The organism is Sporosarcina sp. NCCP-2222, assembly GCF_023168145.1.
In the GTDB taxonomy this organism is placed as follows: Bacteria; Bacillota; Bacilli; order Bacillales_A; family Planococcaceae; genus Sporosarcina.
This window is the reverse complement of the sequence record NZ_BQYK01000003.1, coordinates 422,081-438,008: the sequence shown is the minus strand read 5'-3', so window position 1 is coordinate 438,008 and position 15,928 is coordinate 422,081. Positions and strand designations below refer to the sequence as shown.

Here is a 15,928-nt window from a genome sequence, read left to right as displayed (position 1 = left end):
AAAAATGGACCGGGATAAAGATGGATGGGCGTGTGAACGATAATGCAGAAGACAAAATATACATTGGATCGGATGGAAAACGGCTATTATGTATTTACTGACTATCCAGCAGAGGAAAAGAGTCTGTTGATTGAAGTTGGAGAAGTAGATGTTGAGTTAAAAGAAGGAGACATCGTAACGATCGAGGAAATAGATGGTTCCTATGCGATTGAAAGGCTGGAGACAGAGACGAAGGAAATGGAAGATAACGTACGAAGCCTGTTGGAAAAACTGAAGAATAAGAAGTGAATAACATCCTGCCTCCTAGTATTGGAGTGGGATGTTTTTTTCTGTTTGGCGGGTTATGAGACAAGAAATTTTCATACAGGCAATCGCACACTCAAGTGATCAGCAGCTTCCATATGCTAGACAGAACCTATTTATTTATAACTAAAATCGAGAAGCATCGTTTCAATTGCAGGCATGGTGTCGAGAAACGGACAAGTCTATGGCAAGAACAAAGGAACAAGCAGCACACATAAGGAGACGAATATATGGATGTTTATTTGAAAGTGATACCGGCTCTTTTTTCTGGAATTCTTACTTTTTTATTCGGTGGCTGGAACGCCATGTTAGCTATTTTACTAACGCTGGTCGTCATTGACTTTATTACCGGCATGGTGGCAAGTGCCCTCGCTGGAAGACTGCGCAGTCATGTCGGTATGCTGGGCATTGCACGGAAAGTATTTATTTTTGTCATGGTAACCGTTGCCCATCTGATCGATCTCATTTTAAGTGAAAGTGGAATTCAGTCATCGGAAGCTGTGATGACCATGGTCATCGTTTTTTATTCAATCAATGAAATCTTGTCCATTACGGAAAATGCCGGAAGAATCGGGTTGCCTATTCCTCAGGCAGTTAAGAATGCGGTTGAGATTTTGAGGAATAAAAGAGACAGGAATTAAGAAAAGGATATTGAATTACTGTTAGAATTCAAGTCCTCTCCAGTTGTGTCAGAGATTAATAAGCAGGTTTTTAACTGCTTTTACGATGATATCAGGACGATCCAGATGAATGGAGTGCCCCGCGTTTTCCGCCAAGATATATTTACCGTTGCCGTTTAGTGTAACTTGCTCCAGAATCAAATCCTGCCACATATTTTCAATGGCGATTGCATCTTCTTTCGTCATCTCTTCCGTATGGCGAACGGAATATTCAGGATCCCTTCCAATCACTACAAGTGGAACGGCAGGAAATTCACCTGCTTGTTTAATCGTCAGCGCACATTTTTCCCAAGCATTTATTTCGGAAGCCATCGCTTTGTACAAATTAGGATTCGTTTGACAAAGGATCATATTTCGTTGAGCTGAAGGGGAAAGCGTAAGTTGGTTGCTCTCCAGTTGTGGTTTGATCTCTTCAGCTAATTGCTTTGGGGTCATCCTGGAATAATAGATGCATTTCTTTATCCAGCGTTCGTCGGAATCGTCATCATCAGACAAAGGAATTTGGTTTAATCTTTGAAGATGAATGGATGTCGAATCGACTAACATAACACCTGCAACTGAGTTCGGGAAAAGCTTTGCAAAGTGCTGTGCACATAACCCCCCGTAGGAATGCCCGATTAGCAGGATAGGCTCAGCCATCCTGTGTATGTCTAGGAACTGTTTAAGATCAAGGGCTGTCGTATATGTAGTCCTGCTTTCCTCGCCAAGCTCGCTATTTCCAACTCCTGGTCTATGTACAACAACGACTGTCGTTAAATGGAATAGTTGATTATAAATAAGCTCCCATTCATACATGGAAGAGGACATGCCCGGCAGGATGACAACAGTGGGGCATCCTGTTCCTCCCATCATGGCCTCGATATTTTTATCCTCAATAGCAGTTATTGTCTTCTGCATTTCAGAACCTCATTTCACTGTAATTGTAATCCGTAGATTTGAAACTTGTTATACCATTATATTCAATGAACGATGAAGCGAATCCTGCTAGTGGAGGAAATGTAGCTATTTCATTGAAAGTACATAAGGGGGGTATATAATAAAGGTAGAAGGAGTTGTTACTATGCAATTTAAAGTAGGAATATTGTTGTTCGATGACGTAGATGTACTAGACTTCGCTGGTCCCTATGAAGTGTTTAATCTGACGACGTATAACGAGAGCGATGTCAACAAACTGTTTAGGAACAAATTAAAACCAGAAGATAAGCCATTTACTGTTTGTACATTTTCCAAAGGGGGAGAACCAATAAAAGCCCATAATGGTTTAAGAGTTTCACCGGACTATAGTTTTGTGAATATGCCATGTTTTGATGTCATTGTAATACCGGGCGGACCAATTAGTGCAATTAAAAATGTAAGTGGTGATTCGGAGATAATTAACTGGTTATCCAAACGATCACAAAGCGAGTTAGTCATATCCGTTTGCACCGGCGCTCTATTCTTAGCGGAAGCAAATTTGCTGGAAGGGAAACGGGCAACGACTCATCATTCAGCAATGGAGCTGCTGGAAAGTAAATATCCTGCTATTGAAGTGGTTCGGGATAGTAAATATGTGGATCAAGGAAATGTGATTACCTCTGCCGGGATTTCCGCAGGCATCAATATGGCTTTGTATGTTGTCTCAAGACTTGTAAATGAAGAGGCTGCCATTAGGACAGCCCGTACGATTGAATTTGAAACACAATGGACGAACTAGTTTTCTGTAGACCCCTTCTTTTCTCCGCGGTGAGAAAAAGGAAGTTATCATTCAAATGAATGTTTGACTAATGAGTGAAACGAAGGTACATTATATTCAAATGAACGTTTGAATGAAGGGGGTTGGGAATGAATACAAATAAATTAGATATCCTCATAATTGGAGCAGGGCAGGCAGGATTGGCAATGGGTTACTATTTGCAGCGATATAGTAAAAACTTTGTCATTCTTGATCAAGGGACGGAAGTGGGAGAGGTATGGAGGAGAAGATATGATTCACTTCAACTCTTTACGCCTAGAATGTATAGCTCATTGCCGGGATTAGCACTCGAGGGAGACCCCCATGGCTTTCCCACAAAAGATGAAGTGGCCGATTATTTGAAACGGTACGCAATAGAATGGTCGTTGCCGATTCAATTGCAGACAAAAGTGCTGAAACTGACGCGAGGTTCAGAAGGATTTTGTATTGAAACAAACAGAGGGGCGTATTGGGCTGGTCAAGTTATTATTGCAACCGGCCCATTCCATACAAAGCGGGTGCCCGATTATGCGAAACAAGTAAGTACCAATACCCTTCAAATCCACTCTTCCGAATATACGAATGCTAGTCAACTGAACGAAGGAAATGTTTTAGTTGTCGGTGGGGGGAATAGTGGAGCACAAATTGCCGTGGAGTTAGCTGAGAAAAGAAATACTTTTTTAGCTGTTAGTAAACCGCTCCGCTAATTTCCGTTAACGGTAGGTAGAAAAAGTGTATTTTGGTGGTTTGATAAAATTGGATTGTTACATGCACCAAGCACATCAATTATTGGCCGGAAATTGAGGGAAAAGGGCGATCCGATATTTGGCTATCAACTACGCTCCCTTATAATAATGGGGAAGGTCAAAGTTACTGACAGGGTTTCGAATGCAGATGGAAAAAACGTGTTCTTTGAAGACGGGACCTTTATTCAGGTGGACAACATCATCTGGGCGACCGGTTTTGAGCCTTCTTATGATTGGATACATATTGATGGAGTGTTGAATAAACGAGAGGAAGTTATCCATGAGCGTGGAGTCAGCCCGATCAACGGTCTCTATTTTCTCGGTTTACCATGGCAATCGCATAGGGGTTCCTCCTTATTGCTAGGTGTTGGGGATGATGCCAACTATATTGTGAAGAAAAATGTAGATTAATAGCTGGGTTCAAGTGGAGTGGTATGATGTTATTGACAGACCGAGACAGAGAGGGAGAGAAATAATGGTTACATTCCAAGAACTGAAGGACAAGCACGATTACGACTTCTTTCAGGAGATGTTTTATGAATCGATTCACATTCCTGAAAACAAACCATCCATAGGGGAGCTGTTGAGTGAGCCGTATTTACAAAAATACTATGAAGGATGGGGGAAAAGAGGAGACTTCGCTTTACTGGCCAAAAATGACGAAAACGAAGCGATCGGAGCTGTGTGGTATAGGTTATTCGATACCGATAACAAAGGATATGGCTTTGTCGATGAGGACACACCTGAATTAGGAATTGCCGTTAGTAAAGAATACCGAGGCCAAGGTGTCGGAACGGAATTGATGCAAAATGTGATCAAACGTGCAAAAGAGGAAGGATACACAGGCATTTCTCTAAGTGTGGATTTGGAAAACAGAGGTGCGATTGAGCTGTATGAAAAACTTGGATTTCAGGATTATGAAACGGTTGGTACTTCTAAGACGATGGTTTATCGATATTAAAAATTGTAAAGTCTTTGAATATATTGATTGAATAGTAGCGTCCTTGCTAGAAGGGCGCTCTGTTTGTAGTCAAATATGTGCATTGTAAGTTTTAAGTTTATTAGAATTAAAGAATTGGACAAAATTTATATAATGGGATAATGGTAAAATTATTTTCATCTCTTTGTCGACAATTATCTGGAATAGAATCAAAAACGAGTATCACTGTTCTGTGCTGATCCCCTATGACTCTAATTAATTCGTCTCTACCAATCTGAAAGACCAACTTTCCCATAATATCTCCAAACCCATGCTTCGGTTGCTTATACCACCATGTCTTAAAAAAATGTGATATCTCATTTTTTTTAGCTAAATCTATATCTTCTAAGATGTTGTTTATAATTTCGTCACATCTACCAATCATATTAAATTGCTTTCCTTCCATTATGATAAGATTCCAAGTATCTATGATTTTCTCTTTTATCCCTTGGTAAACTAAGGGATCCACATTGAATTCAATACCTGGAAATTCTTTTTTCTCATTAATTGAATGTAAATAGACTAATAAATTTAGCTCAACTGAAGAAGCAATAGTCAAGTTTTTATATATCGACAATATAGAGTCATTCCTTCCTTGTTTGTGTTTTTGTTAAATTATAGCAAATTAGAAAATGGAAAGGGAGGAAAAGCCTGTGAGAAAAAATTTGTCCCTTTCGTTGAGAATTTATTCATCCTACTAAAATTACCAATTCTTCTAAGGAAATAGTACAATCTAATGTAAGGTTGATTCAGAAAAGTTTGCCGTTATTGGGGAGGGATGTTGAATGAAAGCTGTCATATTTGATTTTGACGGAACGTTAGCTGATACGTTGCCCATCTGTTTTTATTCTTTTCAAAGGGTTTTTGAAGTGTTCGATAAAAGAAAACTAACTTCGTTGCAAATTGAAGAGATGTTTGGGCCATCTGAAATCGGTATTATTCAGCAACAGCTGTTACATCCAGCGAAAGAAGATGCGATCGAACACTTTTACCAAATTTATTCCGAATATCATCATGAGCTGGTTCTGGAAAACAAAGAGATAATGGATCTCTTGTTGTTGTTAAAATCTTTTCATATCAAAATAGGTATTTTCACGGGAAAAGCGCGAAGAAGTTTAGATATCTCCTTAAAGGCATTGAATATGGAGGGGATGTTCGATGTTATCGTTACCGGAGATGATGTAGTAAAGCCTAAACCTGATCCGGAGGGGCTGCTAAAAGCAGTAAACCTATTGAAGGTACATAAAAATGATACTGTTTTTATTGGAGATAGCGATGCTGATATCATTGCAGGCAAGAAAGCTGGTATGACTACAATTGGAGTGAATTGGCTGGCGATAGAGCAAACTGGTTCATTTAGTGAAACGCCACATTCCCTCTTATCGAGCGTTAAGGAATTGTGCTGTTTAGTAAAGGAGAGAGTCGGCATATGAGTCATCTATGGTTGGAGTGGACAAAACGAATTCAAGCGATTGCACAGTCGGGACTGGCTTTTTCAAAAGACATGTATGATATCGAGCGCTATGAAGAATTACGCGATATAAGTGTAGAGATAATGGCGGCATATGCGGATTTAGAAATAGAGAAGGTAAGAGAATTATTTGCAAATGATGAAGGGTATCAAACACCCAAAAGCGATGTTCGCGGAGTTGTTTTTAAAGACGGACGGATATTAATGGTTAAAGAAAATGCGGATGATAGATGGGCGTTACCTGGTGGCTTTTGCGACATCGGATTGTCACCCTCTGAAAATATTGTAAAGGAAATAAAAGAAGAGTCCGGCTATGATGTAGTTCCCGTAAGACTCCTCGCGCTGTTTGATAAGAATAAACATCCCCATCCCCCGGAAGCATATCACTACTATAAAATATTTATCTTATGCGAGCTGATTGGCGGGGAAGCCTGTGCAAGCGGGGAGACAAGCAGTATCGGCTTTTTCGGGGAAGACCAATTACCTAGAGTATCAGCTAATCGAAATACGGAATGTCAGATTAAGAAGATGTTTGAGTTTTTAAGAGATCCTTTAAAAGGAACGATACTTGATTGAAGTGAAGTGATGTAATTGATCCACTGAAAATGATCAATATGCTAGGGGAGAATTGGCAATGAAAAAAACACTCCAGAAAAGTAATCCCTCTTTGAACTGTACAGGAAATGAAATGATTGAAGAAAAGCGCTTTTTTTACTAATGTACCTTTGCTTTAATTAACAAACTGGCAGGATAGTTGCACATCTTTGGGGCATGATATCTAAAAACTAAAAGACAGGTGTTTTTAATTGAAGAAAATGCACTGCTTGTTTATTTTCATACTCTTATTTGTCAATCATCCTGTTGCTCTTGCACAACCGGACATACCCCAAACTATGTTTGTAACTCAGCGCTTTATTGAGATAAATTTAGTCTATCCAATAAAAGAGGATATAACAAAACAGTACACTGACGATCCTTTTTTTAAGCAATTGTTTTCACATACATTAGAGTATGAAAATATCCAAAATATAAAGATTGAAAATAGATCCGGACTTCAACGTAGATTTAGTATAAATGATGGTTATGAAGAACGGATCATCAGAAAAGTGACTTATTGGCTTAATAATTCTAATGTAGACAAAGAAGGAATTGAAGAATCTGTAAGTAATCCATCTAATAAACTGACATTAAATATGTCGAATGGTGATGTCATTACAATTGAACCTGCTTATCTTTGTACAAATGAAAAAAATAGAACGATTTGTACAGAGAAAGAAGGGGAATTGATTGTTTCTAATAATCAACATAAAATGAAAGTAACCTCACCCAATCTTTTTGATTGGCTTTTGGTTGAGTGGCTAAAAGAGCCTAAGGGACCTGCAAAGCAAGAGCTGCTTGAAGAAGCATTGTATACACGATATTTATATCAATTAAATCCTTCTTATTCAGATTTCATAATGTGCCCCAAAATTCATATTGTACCTATCGATGGAGACACTAGGCGGCACCTCGTTTTTGCTAGTGCTTTGAACTATTCGGGACACCATGGAGGAGATTATGATAAACTGACGTTTTCTGTTAGCGATTCAAACCTAACTGGTTTGCAAATCACCAACGTCAACATAAAGAAGCATATTTCACAAGAGGAAAGCCTCGAACAATGTAGAAACTTTGATTGATTTTATGGAATAATAGTCGGTGGATGAAGTCAAAAAATATTGGAAACAAAACAGCCCTTTAGCATTCAGCTAAGGGCTGTTTTTGTGCAGGAGGCTACCAATTAATTTGCTTAATTTAAGTCAATAGTAAGTGTGCAAGTATTAATATGGGATGGTGTTTGTTCACTACTAAAAATTTTTGCCTAGAACGACCCCGCCACAAGATTCCCCTTATAAAACACTGCTTCTCGTTTAGCTCGTCTCGCAACAGCTTCTGCGCTGCAAGTGGCTTGCACTAAATTCATTGATGCTTCGTCGCCTATTTGTGGCCATACTTGCTTGCCATTTTTGTCGAGAGGCGTTTTTCCTCCAGTAATAAACCCGAGAGATTGAGACAAGGACAATTCGTCTACAAATCCGTAAAGTTCCGCCAACCGACTTGCTTTCTCGAGGTTATCTCCTGTGCCAAATGGCGACCAATGATCCGTAAGGCTATCGGTGCCAAGATCAACTTGAACCTTCTTCTCGCGCAATAATGGAATGGGCATGATTAACTTGCCTATAGGAACGGTTGAGGTTATGCCGATTCCAAGTTCTGCAAAACGCTCAGCCAGTTCCGCTGCTTTTCCGGTGGGCACATTTGCGAAGCCGAACGCATGGCTTACTGTCACTCTTCCTTGCCATCCAGCCTGTTCAGTGAAATCGGCGAGCCGATGCATCGTATGGAGGCCTAATGAGTCTCTATCATGAATGTGGAGATCGACACCGGCATTTGCTTCCACTGCGATATCCATAATCGTGGACAGAGATTTATCAATATTCTCATCTACTGTGTATGGATCTACGCCTCCCACAATTTTAGCTCCTTGCTTCAGTGCCTCCCGCATCAAGTTCTCCACACCTGACCTGAGCAGTCCATGCTGAGGGAACGCAACGACTTCACTTGATAATTTATCTGAATAGGCTTCGAGCGCTCCCATGGTCGCTTCCAAATTACGTAAACCGACGACAGGGTCGATATTGCAGTGGGTCCGGACATGTGTTGACCCAAATCCAAGCAACAGTTCAAGAATATTTTCGGCTCGTTCCTTTGCGGTAGGCAGTAACTTCGGCAGCAATTCCCGTTCCTCTGCGAATTTGTCTAATATGCTCGCAGAGGGCTTGATGGCCTGCCAAGGTCCGCTGTAATACGTTTTGTCGATATGTATATGCATTTCCTTGAAGGTGGGGAGCATAAGATGTTCTTTTGCATCGTGTTTTAGTAAGTCGTCACCAGGCACTGTAGTTCCTGAAACTATTTCTGCAATTTTTTCGTTTTCAATTTTCATATGGAATATACCTGTCTCTGTACCAATGACTCGGTCATTTTCATATCGATAGCCCGTTTCTAACCGTACATTTGTTAGCCAATAAGCAGAATGATTCATTTGATGTCTTCCTTCCTCTCCCTAATTCAGTTTTCGATCGAGCCACAAACGATTTTTCCTTGATAAAGCACTGTTGGACGATTGGCTCTTCTTGCGACTGCTTCTGCAGAGCAGCTTGCTTCTGCAAAGACGATATTCGCCTCATCTCCAACTTGTGGCCACAGTCGTTTTCCTGTTGGGCTCAATGGAGTAATGCCGCCAGTAATAAAACCGATCGTCTCTGCTAGTTTGCGCTCCGTCACTCGGCCAGACAATTCAGCGAACCGGCCAGAGCGTTCTAGTATATCGCCATTCCCGAACGGAGACCATGAATCGAAAATGTTGTCACAAGCGACTGCAACTTGAACACCTTTTTCATGCAGGAAATTCACTGGGGGAATGACTCTTCCGATAGGTACACTCGTGATGATTGAGATTCCTAGCTCTGAAAGCATTTGAGCAATATCATCAGCTTCTCTTCCGGCCATATCTCCTAATGCAAATGCGTGACTAACTGTTACGCGGTTCTGCCATCCTGCTTCCTCGGTTAACTTGGCAAGTCTTTTAATCGTAGCCAATCCCAGTTGACCAGGATCGTGTAAGTGTAAATCAATATCAACATTTCCTTCAACGGCAATTTCCATCATTTCTTGCAAGGATCTTTCCATATCGCTGTCAACAGTTGCAGGATCGACCCCTCCAACTAAAGTGGCACCTTGACGAACCGCTTGCCTCACTAAATCCTGACTGTTCGACAGAAGCAATCCATGTTGCGGGAAGGCGACGATTTCGTGGGAGAGCATGCCTTCATAATCGGATAATGCCTCCTGGACACCATACAGGTTTTCGAGCCCCACTTCAGGGTAAATGTCCACGTGGGTTCTAATATGTGTGGAACCCGCTTTCATCAGCGTTTCAATCAGCACTTTTGCTCTTTCTTTCGTTGTAGTTGGCAACGTAGGAAGGACCCGTTTTTCAATCTCAAAACGCTCAAATATATTGGCTGCAGGCGTGACCGCCCGCCATTGGTCACCAAGCAGTGTTTTGTCTAAGTGCACATGCATTTCTTTGAAAGATGGGAGTGCCAAAAGGTTTCCGGCATTCTTTCTCGGCAACTTATCGTTTATTGACGTTTCGGAAGAAACAATTTTAGCAATCTTTCCATCATTAATCAGAAGGTGAAAGCTATCGGTTTTAGTTCCTGTGATCACCTCATTCTCAAAATGGTATCCATTTTCTAACCGTACATTTGTTAACCAATAGGATGAATTCATTTGGTTTCCTGCTTTCTATCTTTATTTTTTCGTATTATAAACTAAAAATTCTCATGAACCTATTATTTAATCTGGTTCGACATGTATATGGACATCGTATACGCCATAATCATTGATTAATAATGACTCTACCCGAGTAGCAATTTCGTGAGCTTCTTCTATCGTTAACGATGCCTCAACCAGAATGACAGCGTCGAGTACTTCGTTATTTCCATAAAATCTGCCTTTCATCTCTTTCACGGATATAACTCCGTCGACTTCTGTAATGATTTTTTCATATAGGTTAATTTTAGCCACATCAAAACCATCTGAGAGTTCATGGGAAGCGGATTTGAAAATATCCCAGGCGGTTTTACAGATCAGCAGACCGACAATGATGGCAGTCACGGTATCTAGCCAACCCATGTTAAATTGTGAAGCGAAGATGCCTATCGCTGTTCCTATACTCACCCACGCGTCGGAAATATTGTCTTTTGCAGCTGCCATGACCGCCTTGCTTTTAATTCGCTTGGCTAGGTTGTTGTTATATCGATAGACGAAGTACATAACAATTGCAGAAAATACACCTGTAACAGCTGCTCCTAGATGAGGAGGCTCTTTGACGCCTTGGAAGGTAGACATGATTGCCTCGTTTAATACTTGAATCCCTACTGCCAGCATGATAAAGGATGCAACCATTGAGGCGATCGTTTCACTTTTCCAATGTCCGTAGCCATGATCTTGATCTGCTGGCTTTTGTGAAATCCGAAGTCCGATCAGAACGGCTACAGATGCTATAATATCCGTCGTGTTATTTAAGCCATCCGCTCGTAAAGCAGCAGAATCACTCCAATATCCTATAATTAGTTTAATGATGGAGAGGCATATATAAGCAATAATACTGATAATGGCGCCGCGCTCTCCTAATTTTAAGTTTTTATATTTAAGGTCTTCCAACTCCTGCACCTCCTTTCGATATCATAGATAATTCCCTGAGGAAACATTCTTTCCTGTAAGCAACAAAAAACCCTCGACTGGTTACAGTCGAGGGTGAAGAATTGAAAAATATATGAAATCCGGTTGGCGTTATTCGTATCAATAGAATCACTCACTTCGTTAAGGCGTTCTTTAACAATAGCATGTATGAAGTAGGGTGACAATTATTAGTTGCTAACCTAGCTAGTTGATTAAGGAGCTGATACAGTGTCAGTTTAAATTTCCAAGTCATTAATAAAGGTGCTATACCACTTCGTGTTGAAATATGTTTAGGAATGAAAGGGGGAACATAGGATGCAGAAATTAATAAGTGACAGATTCGAAGAGACAAGAAATGATTTAATGAAAGAAATAACCTATTTAAGTGATGATCAATTTAATCGTAAACCTGATTTGAATAGTTGGAGTATAGCGCAAGTATGCCATCATTTAGTGTTAGTAGAATCGGCCACAATTAAGGCGATTGCCTGGGGAATCAAAGAAGACGAGAAGACGCCGAGAGAACCACGAAAAATTGATCTAATCTTGGATAGGACAAGAAAAATTCAAGCTCCGAAAATTGTTGAACCGAATATTGAACCATTTACAGTTCAACAAATAATTGATTTGCTAATTAGTTTGAGAGAAAAATTGGTGGCTTTTCTTAGTGCAATAGAAGATGAATCTATCTTGACGAAAACAGCTGTAAAGCATCCAGCTTTCGGTGAATTGCCTTTAAATCAATGGATTGAACTAATTTATTTGCATGAACAGCGTCACATCGAACAAATAAAAGAGATAAAGACACGTCTGGGTAAAGCGCCTGAATATCCGCCTAATAATTGATCTTCACCATGTATTCGAATAGACAAATATGCTACATATCGGATTAACAATAATTAAAATGAAGTGTTCTCATCATTTATTAAACTTGGGTTGCTATCATTAAAAACCAACTTTACAATACTAAACAAAGATGAGGAGTGAAGTTATGAAATTTCTGCTTACTTCTGGAGGCATCACAAACAAAAGCATACACGACGAGTTGGTTGACATGTTGGGCAAGCCGATTGCTGACTCAAACGCTTTGTGTATTCCCACTGCTATGTATGGACACCCATGGGTTGGACCTGGCGTCAAAGCTTGGGAGTTCATCAGTGGGAAAGAAGAAAATCCCATGGTCAACCTCGGTTGGAAATCCGTCGGCGTGTTGGAGCTTACAGCTCTTCCAAGCATCGATGAAAACCGCTGGATACCACTCGTGCAGGAGATAGATGTACTGCTGGTGTCAGGTGGAGATGCCCTTTACCTATGCCATTGGATGCGTCAATCCGGGCTGGCAGACCTTATTCCGTCACTGAACTCAGTCTACGTGGGAATGAGTGCTGGGAGCATGGTGATGACCCCTAACATCGGGGATTATTTTGTTGGCTGGACTCCACCAGGCGGAGGTGATGAAACACTGGGCCTGGTTGATTTTTCGATCTTTCCCCACCTGAATCACGAGCTGCTACCGGGAAACACCCTGGCTGCCGCAGAGAAATGGGCAGCCAGTATGCGGGGACCTGCATATGCGATTGACGATCAAACCGCAATCAAAGTAGTCGAAGGAGCCGTAGAAGTTGTATCCGAAGGTCATTGGAAACTCCTTAAAACTTGATAGCATTTTAAACTGAGTTTAACAAACGGGTGGTTTAGTTTAACAAGAGGCTGCCTATAGGGTGAGGTCCAAGAAATCTAATTCGTGTGGAATGAAACGTGGCAGTATATAGAGGAGTGTGAAGATAGTAAAGGGAAAATCAGCGGACAATTGCGGACAAAAGGTAAAAAACCACAAAAAAACAGCCCCTAGGCATCCGGCCTAATAGGACTGTCTTTGGAGAAGGTTGTTGTTCCGACAACCTTCCTACGGGTTTGGCACCCAATGATTCCGACTGGGCTCGAACCAGCGACCTCTACCCTGTCAAGGTAGCGCTCTCCCAGCTGAGCTACGGAATCGATTTTGCTAGGATTGTTCTCTCGAACACATTTATTATATTAGCATGCTCGCTAGGTTGTTGCAAGCGCCTGTTGAAAAATAAATATTTTCTGTCATTGTTGACAGAGATCGAAGGTCTGCCATACAATAAAAGGAGATTGGTTTTGATTGGAACAAAGAGAGGTGCTCTTTTTATGAGTGAAGTAGGATCGAAATAGGATGAACTGAATGAAATAACTCAACCTGAGTTTCGTGTAGGGGGAAATTATCCTGCCGTTTCTTTGTGTTGCATTATTTCGCCAACCTATGAAGATACCTACATCGCTTTATAAGGGTTCCGGTCTGTCGTTAGTCTCAGCTAACGGTTTTTCTGCATCTTTATAATTCGAACTTCGAGCAGTCGGGTATCCCGCTGCTTTTTTATTTTGGGACGGTTTTCTTGCTATGGAGGGATGTCTCCAGCAAATCGTACCCATTCATCCTCCAACAAAATCAGTTGAACAGGTATCTTCATTTATTACAAAATGAGGAGCATGCTGAATGAATGAAATGACATATGAGAAATTGCAATGGAATGAGTTGAAGGAAAAGTTAAAAGGATGCTGTTCCAGTGAATTGGGACAGCAGCTGGTCGAGCAGCTTCAACCGAGCAGCCAGTTGAAGGTTGTTGAGGAGAGGCTGCGTGAAACATCGGAAGCCAGGACGCTCGTTGATATGGATACCCATTTGCCGATGGCGGGTGTCGCCGCCGTGCATCGAACGTTGTCTAAGCTTGAAAAAGGTATGATGCTGGAGCCGGCTGATTTAACAGGGATTGCTGACTTTTTGCGGGGCTGCAGGAAAATTAAACAATTTATGCAGGAGAAATCTTTTTATGCCCCCACTTTAAGCAGTTACTCGCAATCAATGACTGAGCTGCCTCAAGTGGAAAAAGAAATCGCAACGATTATCGCGAACAACCAAGTAGCTTCCACTGCTAGCCGTCAGCTAGGCCGTATACGGAAAGCGATGGAAACGACAAAGGGGAAGATACAGGAACGGCTACAAAAATTTTTGCGGAATCCTGCCTATAAAGAGATGATCCAGGAATTCTTTATTAGTCAAAAAGACGATCATTACACGATTCCGATTAAGGCAACCTATAAACATCAAATAGAGGGAGTCATTATTGAGCAATCGTCAAAAGGTTCTACGGTATTTATCGAGCCGGCAGTCGTAGCCAAGTTGACGAATGAGCTATCGATTCAGCGGGCTGAGGAAGCGGTTGAAGAATATCAGCTTTTAGCGACACTGACAGGGCTTGTAGCGGAACATTTACAAGCGATTAAAGTAAACATTGAATTGATTGGGCAATACGATTTCGCGTTTGCAAAAGGAAAGCTTAGTAAGCAGATGGAAGGGAATGCACCACGTGTCAATGAACATGGCTACTGTAAGTTAGTCGATTGTAAACATCCTCTGCTCGGCAGCCAAGCTGTTCCTTTGAATTTTGAAATTGGTGATTCCTATCGAGGCTTGATTATTACCGGACCCAATGCAGGCGGGAAAACGGTCGTCTTAAAAACGATTGGACTGCTAACACTGGCCACGATGGCCGGTCTCCATATTAGTGGTACGACCGAGACGGAGATTTCCTTGTTTCATCAGATCTTTGTTGATATTGGGGATAATCAAAGCATGGAGAATGCCCTCAGCACATTCTCGTCCCATATGAAAAATATTTCGGATATCATGCGCGTGGCGGACCATCGAACATTGCTGCTTTTCGATGAAATTGGAAGTGGCACTGAACCGAACGAAGGAGCAGCTCTTGCCATCGCATCGCTGGAAGAGTTTTATCAAATGGGATGCATTGTAGTGGCCACTACGCATTACGGAGAGATCAAACGGTTTTCGGAGCAACATGATGACTTTATGAATGCAGCTATGCAATTTAAAAATGAAACATTGGAGCCGACGTATCAGCTATTGATCGGAATGTCGGGAGAAAGCAATGCATTGTGGATTGCGAGGAAAATGGAGCTGCAGGACAGGGTGATCGCGAAGGCGAAACGGTATATGGATGAAAAAGAGTATGATTTTGCAAAAGTAAGAAGTGAAAAAATCCGAAAACCGCGCTTTGTGAAACAAGAAAGCGAATCGGTATACGAGTATGCCATTGGTGACAAAGTAAAGCTATTGGAGTCTGGAGAAAGCGGGATCATTTATCAAGAGCGTAATCAATTTAACAATGTAGTGGTCTTTTACGAAGAAGAGTTTATTGAATTGAATGTGAAACGCATTGCATTAGAAATTCCCGCGACAGAATTGTATCCGCCGTCTTACGATCTACAAACGTTGTTTACTTCCTATGAGGAACGCAAAATGGAGCATGATTTGGCGAGAGGGTCGAAAAAGGCGTTGAAGAAGCTGCAAAAGGAATCGCGTGACCGAAAACTGTAATCAAGCGCAGCCTGGGCAATAAAAAATCGTCAGGGATTGCAACGTTTCCATTTGCCTTACAGGCAAGGAATCGTGGCATTTCTGACGATTTCCAACTTTGTTTAAGCTTAGGATTCTCAATGTGTCATATTTTCGTGTTCTGGTATAACGTTGCTGTCATTAAAGTAGAGGAAGGTTTCTCCTTCAAGGTCTGCGATGCGCTCCTTGTTGAGTCCCATAGAAAGATCTCCTTCAAAAATCGTTTCCCACCAAGTTTCTGTTGTCGTCATGTCCTTTTCCTCCATTTCGTGTTGAATACGTTTTCGTTTATGTGGTTACTCTTTACC

General features: G+C 41.2%; 16 protein-coding genes, 1 tRNA gene and 1 pseudogene. 11 read left to right on the top strand and 7 right to left on the bottom strand.

The genetic code is table 11. The features are described 5' to 3' along the window. Positions 1-42: 42 nt before the first annotated feature. Positions 43-288: a DUF3006 family protein gene (locus NCCP2222_RS08950; protein WP_248511606.1), complete on the top strand. Its 246-nt coding sequence runs from the start codon at positions 43-45 to the stop codon at positions 286-288. 245 nt (positions 289-533) lie between these two features. Then, positions 534-944 carry a phage holin family protein gene (locus NCCP2222_RS08945; RefSeq protein ID WP_248511605.1) on the top strand — a complete coding sequence of 137 codons (411 nt, stop codon included), beginning with the start codon at positions 534-536 and terminating at the stop codon, positions 942-944. A 48-nt stretch (positions 945-992) separates the two neighbouring features. Here the strand turns inward: NCCP2222_RS08945 and NCCP2222_RS08940 are convergent, their stop codons facing one another. Beyond that, the gene (locus NCCP2222_RS08940) at positions 993-1,880 is read right to left on the bottom strand and encodes an alpha/beta fold hydrolase (protein ID WP_248511604.1); all 888 of its coding nucleotides are present in this window, start codon (positions 1,878-1,880) and stop codon (positions 993-995) included. 163 nt (positions 1,881-2,043) lie between these two features. Between NCCP2222_RS08940 and NCCP2222_RS08935 the strand changes: the two genes are divergently transcribed. From NCCP2222_RS08935 to NCCP2222_RS08925, 3 genes and pseudogenes are all read left to right on the top strand, one after another. Further along, the gene (locus NCCP2222_RS08935) at positions 2,044-2,676 is read left to right on the top strand and encodes a DJ-1/PfpI family protein (protein WP_248511602.1); all 633 of its coding nucleotides are present in this window, start codon (positions 2,044-2,046) and stop codon (positions 2,674-2,676) included. Between the two features lie 128 nt (positions 2,677-2,804). Continuing rightward, positions 2,805-3,851, top strand: a pseudogene (locus NCCP2222_RS08930) (flavin-containing monooxygenase). Positions 3,852-3,915: 64 nt separating this feature from the next. Beyond that, on the top strand, positions 3,916-4,401 hold the full coding sequence (locus tag NCCP2222_RS08925; RefSeq protein ID WP_248511600.1) for a GNAT family N-acetyltransferase: 486 nt from the start codon (positions 3,916-3,918) through the stop codon (positions 4,399-4,401). Between the two features lie 106 nt (positions 4,402-4,507). Here the strand turns inward: NCCP2222_RS08925 and NCCP2222_RS08920 are convergent, their stop codons facing one another. Next, positions 4,508-4,996 carry a hypothetical protein gene (locus NCCP2222_RS08920; protein ID WP_248511598.1) on the bottom strand — a complete coding sequence of 163 codons (489 nt, stop codon included), beginning with the start codon at positions 4,994-4,996 and terminating at the stop codon, positions 4,508-4,510. Between the two features lie 208 nt (positions 4,997-5,204). Here NCCP2222_RS08920 and NCCP2222_RS08915 point away from each other — a divergent pair, with 208 nt between their 5' ends. From NCCP2222_RS08915 to NCCP2222_RS08905, 3 genes are all read left to right on the top strand, one after another. Then, positions 5,205-5,852: an HAD family hydrolase gene (locus NCCP2222_RS08915; protein WP_248511596.1), complete on the top strand. Its 648-nt coding sequence runs from the start codon at positions 5,205-5,207 to the stop codon at positions 5,850-5,852. Then, positions 5,849-6,466, top strand: a complete 618-nt coding sequence (locus tag NCCP2222_RS08910) for an NUDIX hydrolase (RefSeq protein WP_248511594.1) — start codon at positions 5,849-5,851, stop codon at positions 6,464-6,466. The genes NCCP2222_RS08915 and NCCP2222_RS08910 overlap by 4 nt, the downstream gene beginning before the upstream one ends. A gap of 230 nt (positions 6,467-6,696) precedes the next feature. After that, entirely contained in the window at positions 6,697-7,569 is an 873-nt protein-coding gene (locus tag NCCP2222_RS08905) for a hypothetical protein (protein WP_248511592.1), read from the top strand. A 182-nt stretch (positions 7,570-7,751) separates the two neighbouring features. On the opposite strand, the gene NCCP2222_RS08900 is transcribed toward NCCP2222_RS08905, so the two are convergent. The 3 genes from NCCP2222_RS08900 to NCCP2222_RS08890 form a co-directional block, all read right to left on the bottom strand. After that, a complete protein-coding gene (locus NCCP2222_RS08900; protein ID WP_248511590.1) occupies positions 7,752-8,975 on the bottom strand; it encodes an amidohydrolase family protein in 1,224 nt (407 codons plus the stop codon). 26 nt (positions 8,976-9,001) lie between these two features. Beyond that, on the bottom strand, positions 9,002-10,228 hold the full coding sequence (locus NCCP2222_RS08895; protein WP_248511588.1) for an amidohydrolase: 1,227 nt from the start codon (positions 10,226-10,228) through the stop codon (positions 9,002-9,004). Positions 10,229-10,294: 66 nt separating this feature from the next. Further along, positions 10,295-11,164 (bottom strand): cation diffusion facilitator family transporter, encoded by an 870-nt coding sequence (locus NCCP2222_RS08890; protein ID WP_248511586.1) that lies wholly within the window; start codon positions 11,162-11,164, stop codon positions 10,295-10,297. Positions 11,165-11,497: 333 nt separating this feature from the next. Between NCCP2222_RS08890 and NCCP2222_RS08885 the strand changes: the two genes are divergently transcribed. Together NCCP2222_RS08885 and NCCP2222_RS08880 are read left to right on the top strand one after the other, a co-directional pair. Beyond that, positions 11,498-12,028, top strand: a complete 531-nt coding sequence (locus tag NCCP2222_RS08885; RefSeq protein ID WP_248511585.1) for a DinB family protein — start codon at positions 11,498-11,500, stop codon at positions 12,026-12,028. 145 nt (positions 12,029-12,173) lie between these two features. Next, a complete protein-coding gene (locus NCCP2222_RS08880; RefSeq protein WP_248511584.1) occupies positions 12,174-12,842 on the top strand; it encodes a Type 1 glutamine amidotransferase-like domain-containing protein in 669 nt (222 codons plus the stop codon). A gap of 265 nt (positions 12,843-13,107) precedes the next feature. On the opposite strand, the gene NCCP2222_RS08875 is transcribed toward NCCP2222_RS08880, so the two are convergent. Beyond that, a tRNA-Val gene (locus tag NCCP2222_RS08875) sits at positions 13,108-13,180 on the bottom strand. Positions 13,181-13,700: 520 nt separating this feature from the next. Here NCCP2222_RS08875 and NCCP2222_RS08870 point away from each other — a divergent pair. Then, a complete protein-coding gene (locus NCCP2222_RS08870; protein WP_248511583.1) occupies positions 13,701-15,602 on the top strand; it encodes an endonuclease MutS2 in 1,902 nt (633 codons plus the stop codon). Positions 15,603-15,718: 116 nt separating this feature from the next. Here the strand turns inward: NCCP2222_RS08870 and NCCP2222_RS08865 are convergent, their stop codons facing one another. Next, entirely contained in the window at positions 15,719-15,871 is a 153-nt protein-coding gene (locus tag NCCP2222_RS08865; protein WP_248511582.1) for a hypothetical protein, read from the bottom strand. Positions 15,872-15,928: the final 57 nt, after the last annotated feature.

Coding starts and splice junctions, on each gene's coding strand:
- NCCP2222_RS08945 (WP_248511605.1), top strand. CDS start 534: ATGGATGTTTATTTGAAAGTGATACCGGCTCTTTTTTCTGGAATTCTT.
- NCCP2222_RS08880 (WP_248511584.1), top strand. CDS start 12,174: ATGAAATTTCTGCTTACTTCTGGAGGCATCACAAACAAAAGCATACAC.
- NCCP2222_RS08895 (WP_248511588.1), bottom strand. CDS start 10,228: ATGAATTCATCCTATTGGTTAACAAATGTACGGTTAGAAAATGGATAC.
- NCCP2222_RS08885 (WP_248511585.1), top strand. CDS start 11,498: ATGCAGAAATTAATAAGTGACAGATTCGAAGAGACAAGAAATGATTTA.
- NCCP2222_RS08870 (WP_248511583.1), top strand. CDS start 13,701: ATGAATGAAATGACATATGAGAAATTGCAATGGAATGAGTTGAAGGAA.
- NCCP2222_RS08940 (WP_248511604.1), bottom strand. CDS start 1,880: ATGCAGAAGACAATAACTGCTATTGAGGATAAAAATATCGAGGCCATG.
- NCCP2222_RS08910 (WP_248511594.1), top strand. CDS start 5,849: ATGAGTCATCTATGGTTGGAGTGGACAAAACGAATTCAAGCGATTGCA.
- NCCP2222_RS08865 (WP_248511582.1), bottom strand. CDS start 15,871: ATGACGACAACAGAAACTTGGTGGGAAACGATTTTTGAAGGAGATCTT.
- NCCP2222_RS08950 (WP_248511606.1), top strand. CDS start 43: ATGCAGAAGACAAAATATACATTGGATCGGATGGAAAACGGCTATTAT.
- NCCP2222_RS08915 (WP_248511596.1), top strand. CDS start 5,205: ATGAAAGCTGTCATATTTGATTTTGACGGAACGTTAGCTGATACGTTG.
- NCCP2222_RS08925 (WP_248511600.1), top strand. CDS start 3,916: ATGGTTACATTCCAAGAACTGAAGGACAAGCACGATTACGACTTCTTT.
- NCCP2222_RS08935 (WP_248511602.1), top strand. CDS start 2,044: ATGCAATTTAAAGTAGGAATATTGTTGTTCGATGACGTAGATGTACTA.
- NCCP2222_RS08900 (WP_248511590.1), bottom strand. CDS start 8,975: ATGAATCATTCTGCTTATTGGCTAACAAATGTACGGTTAGAAACGGGC.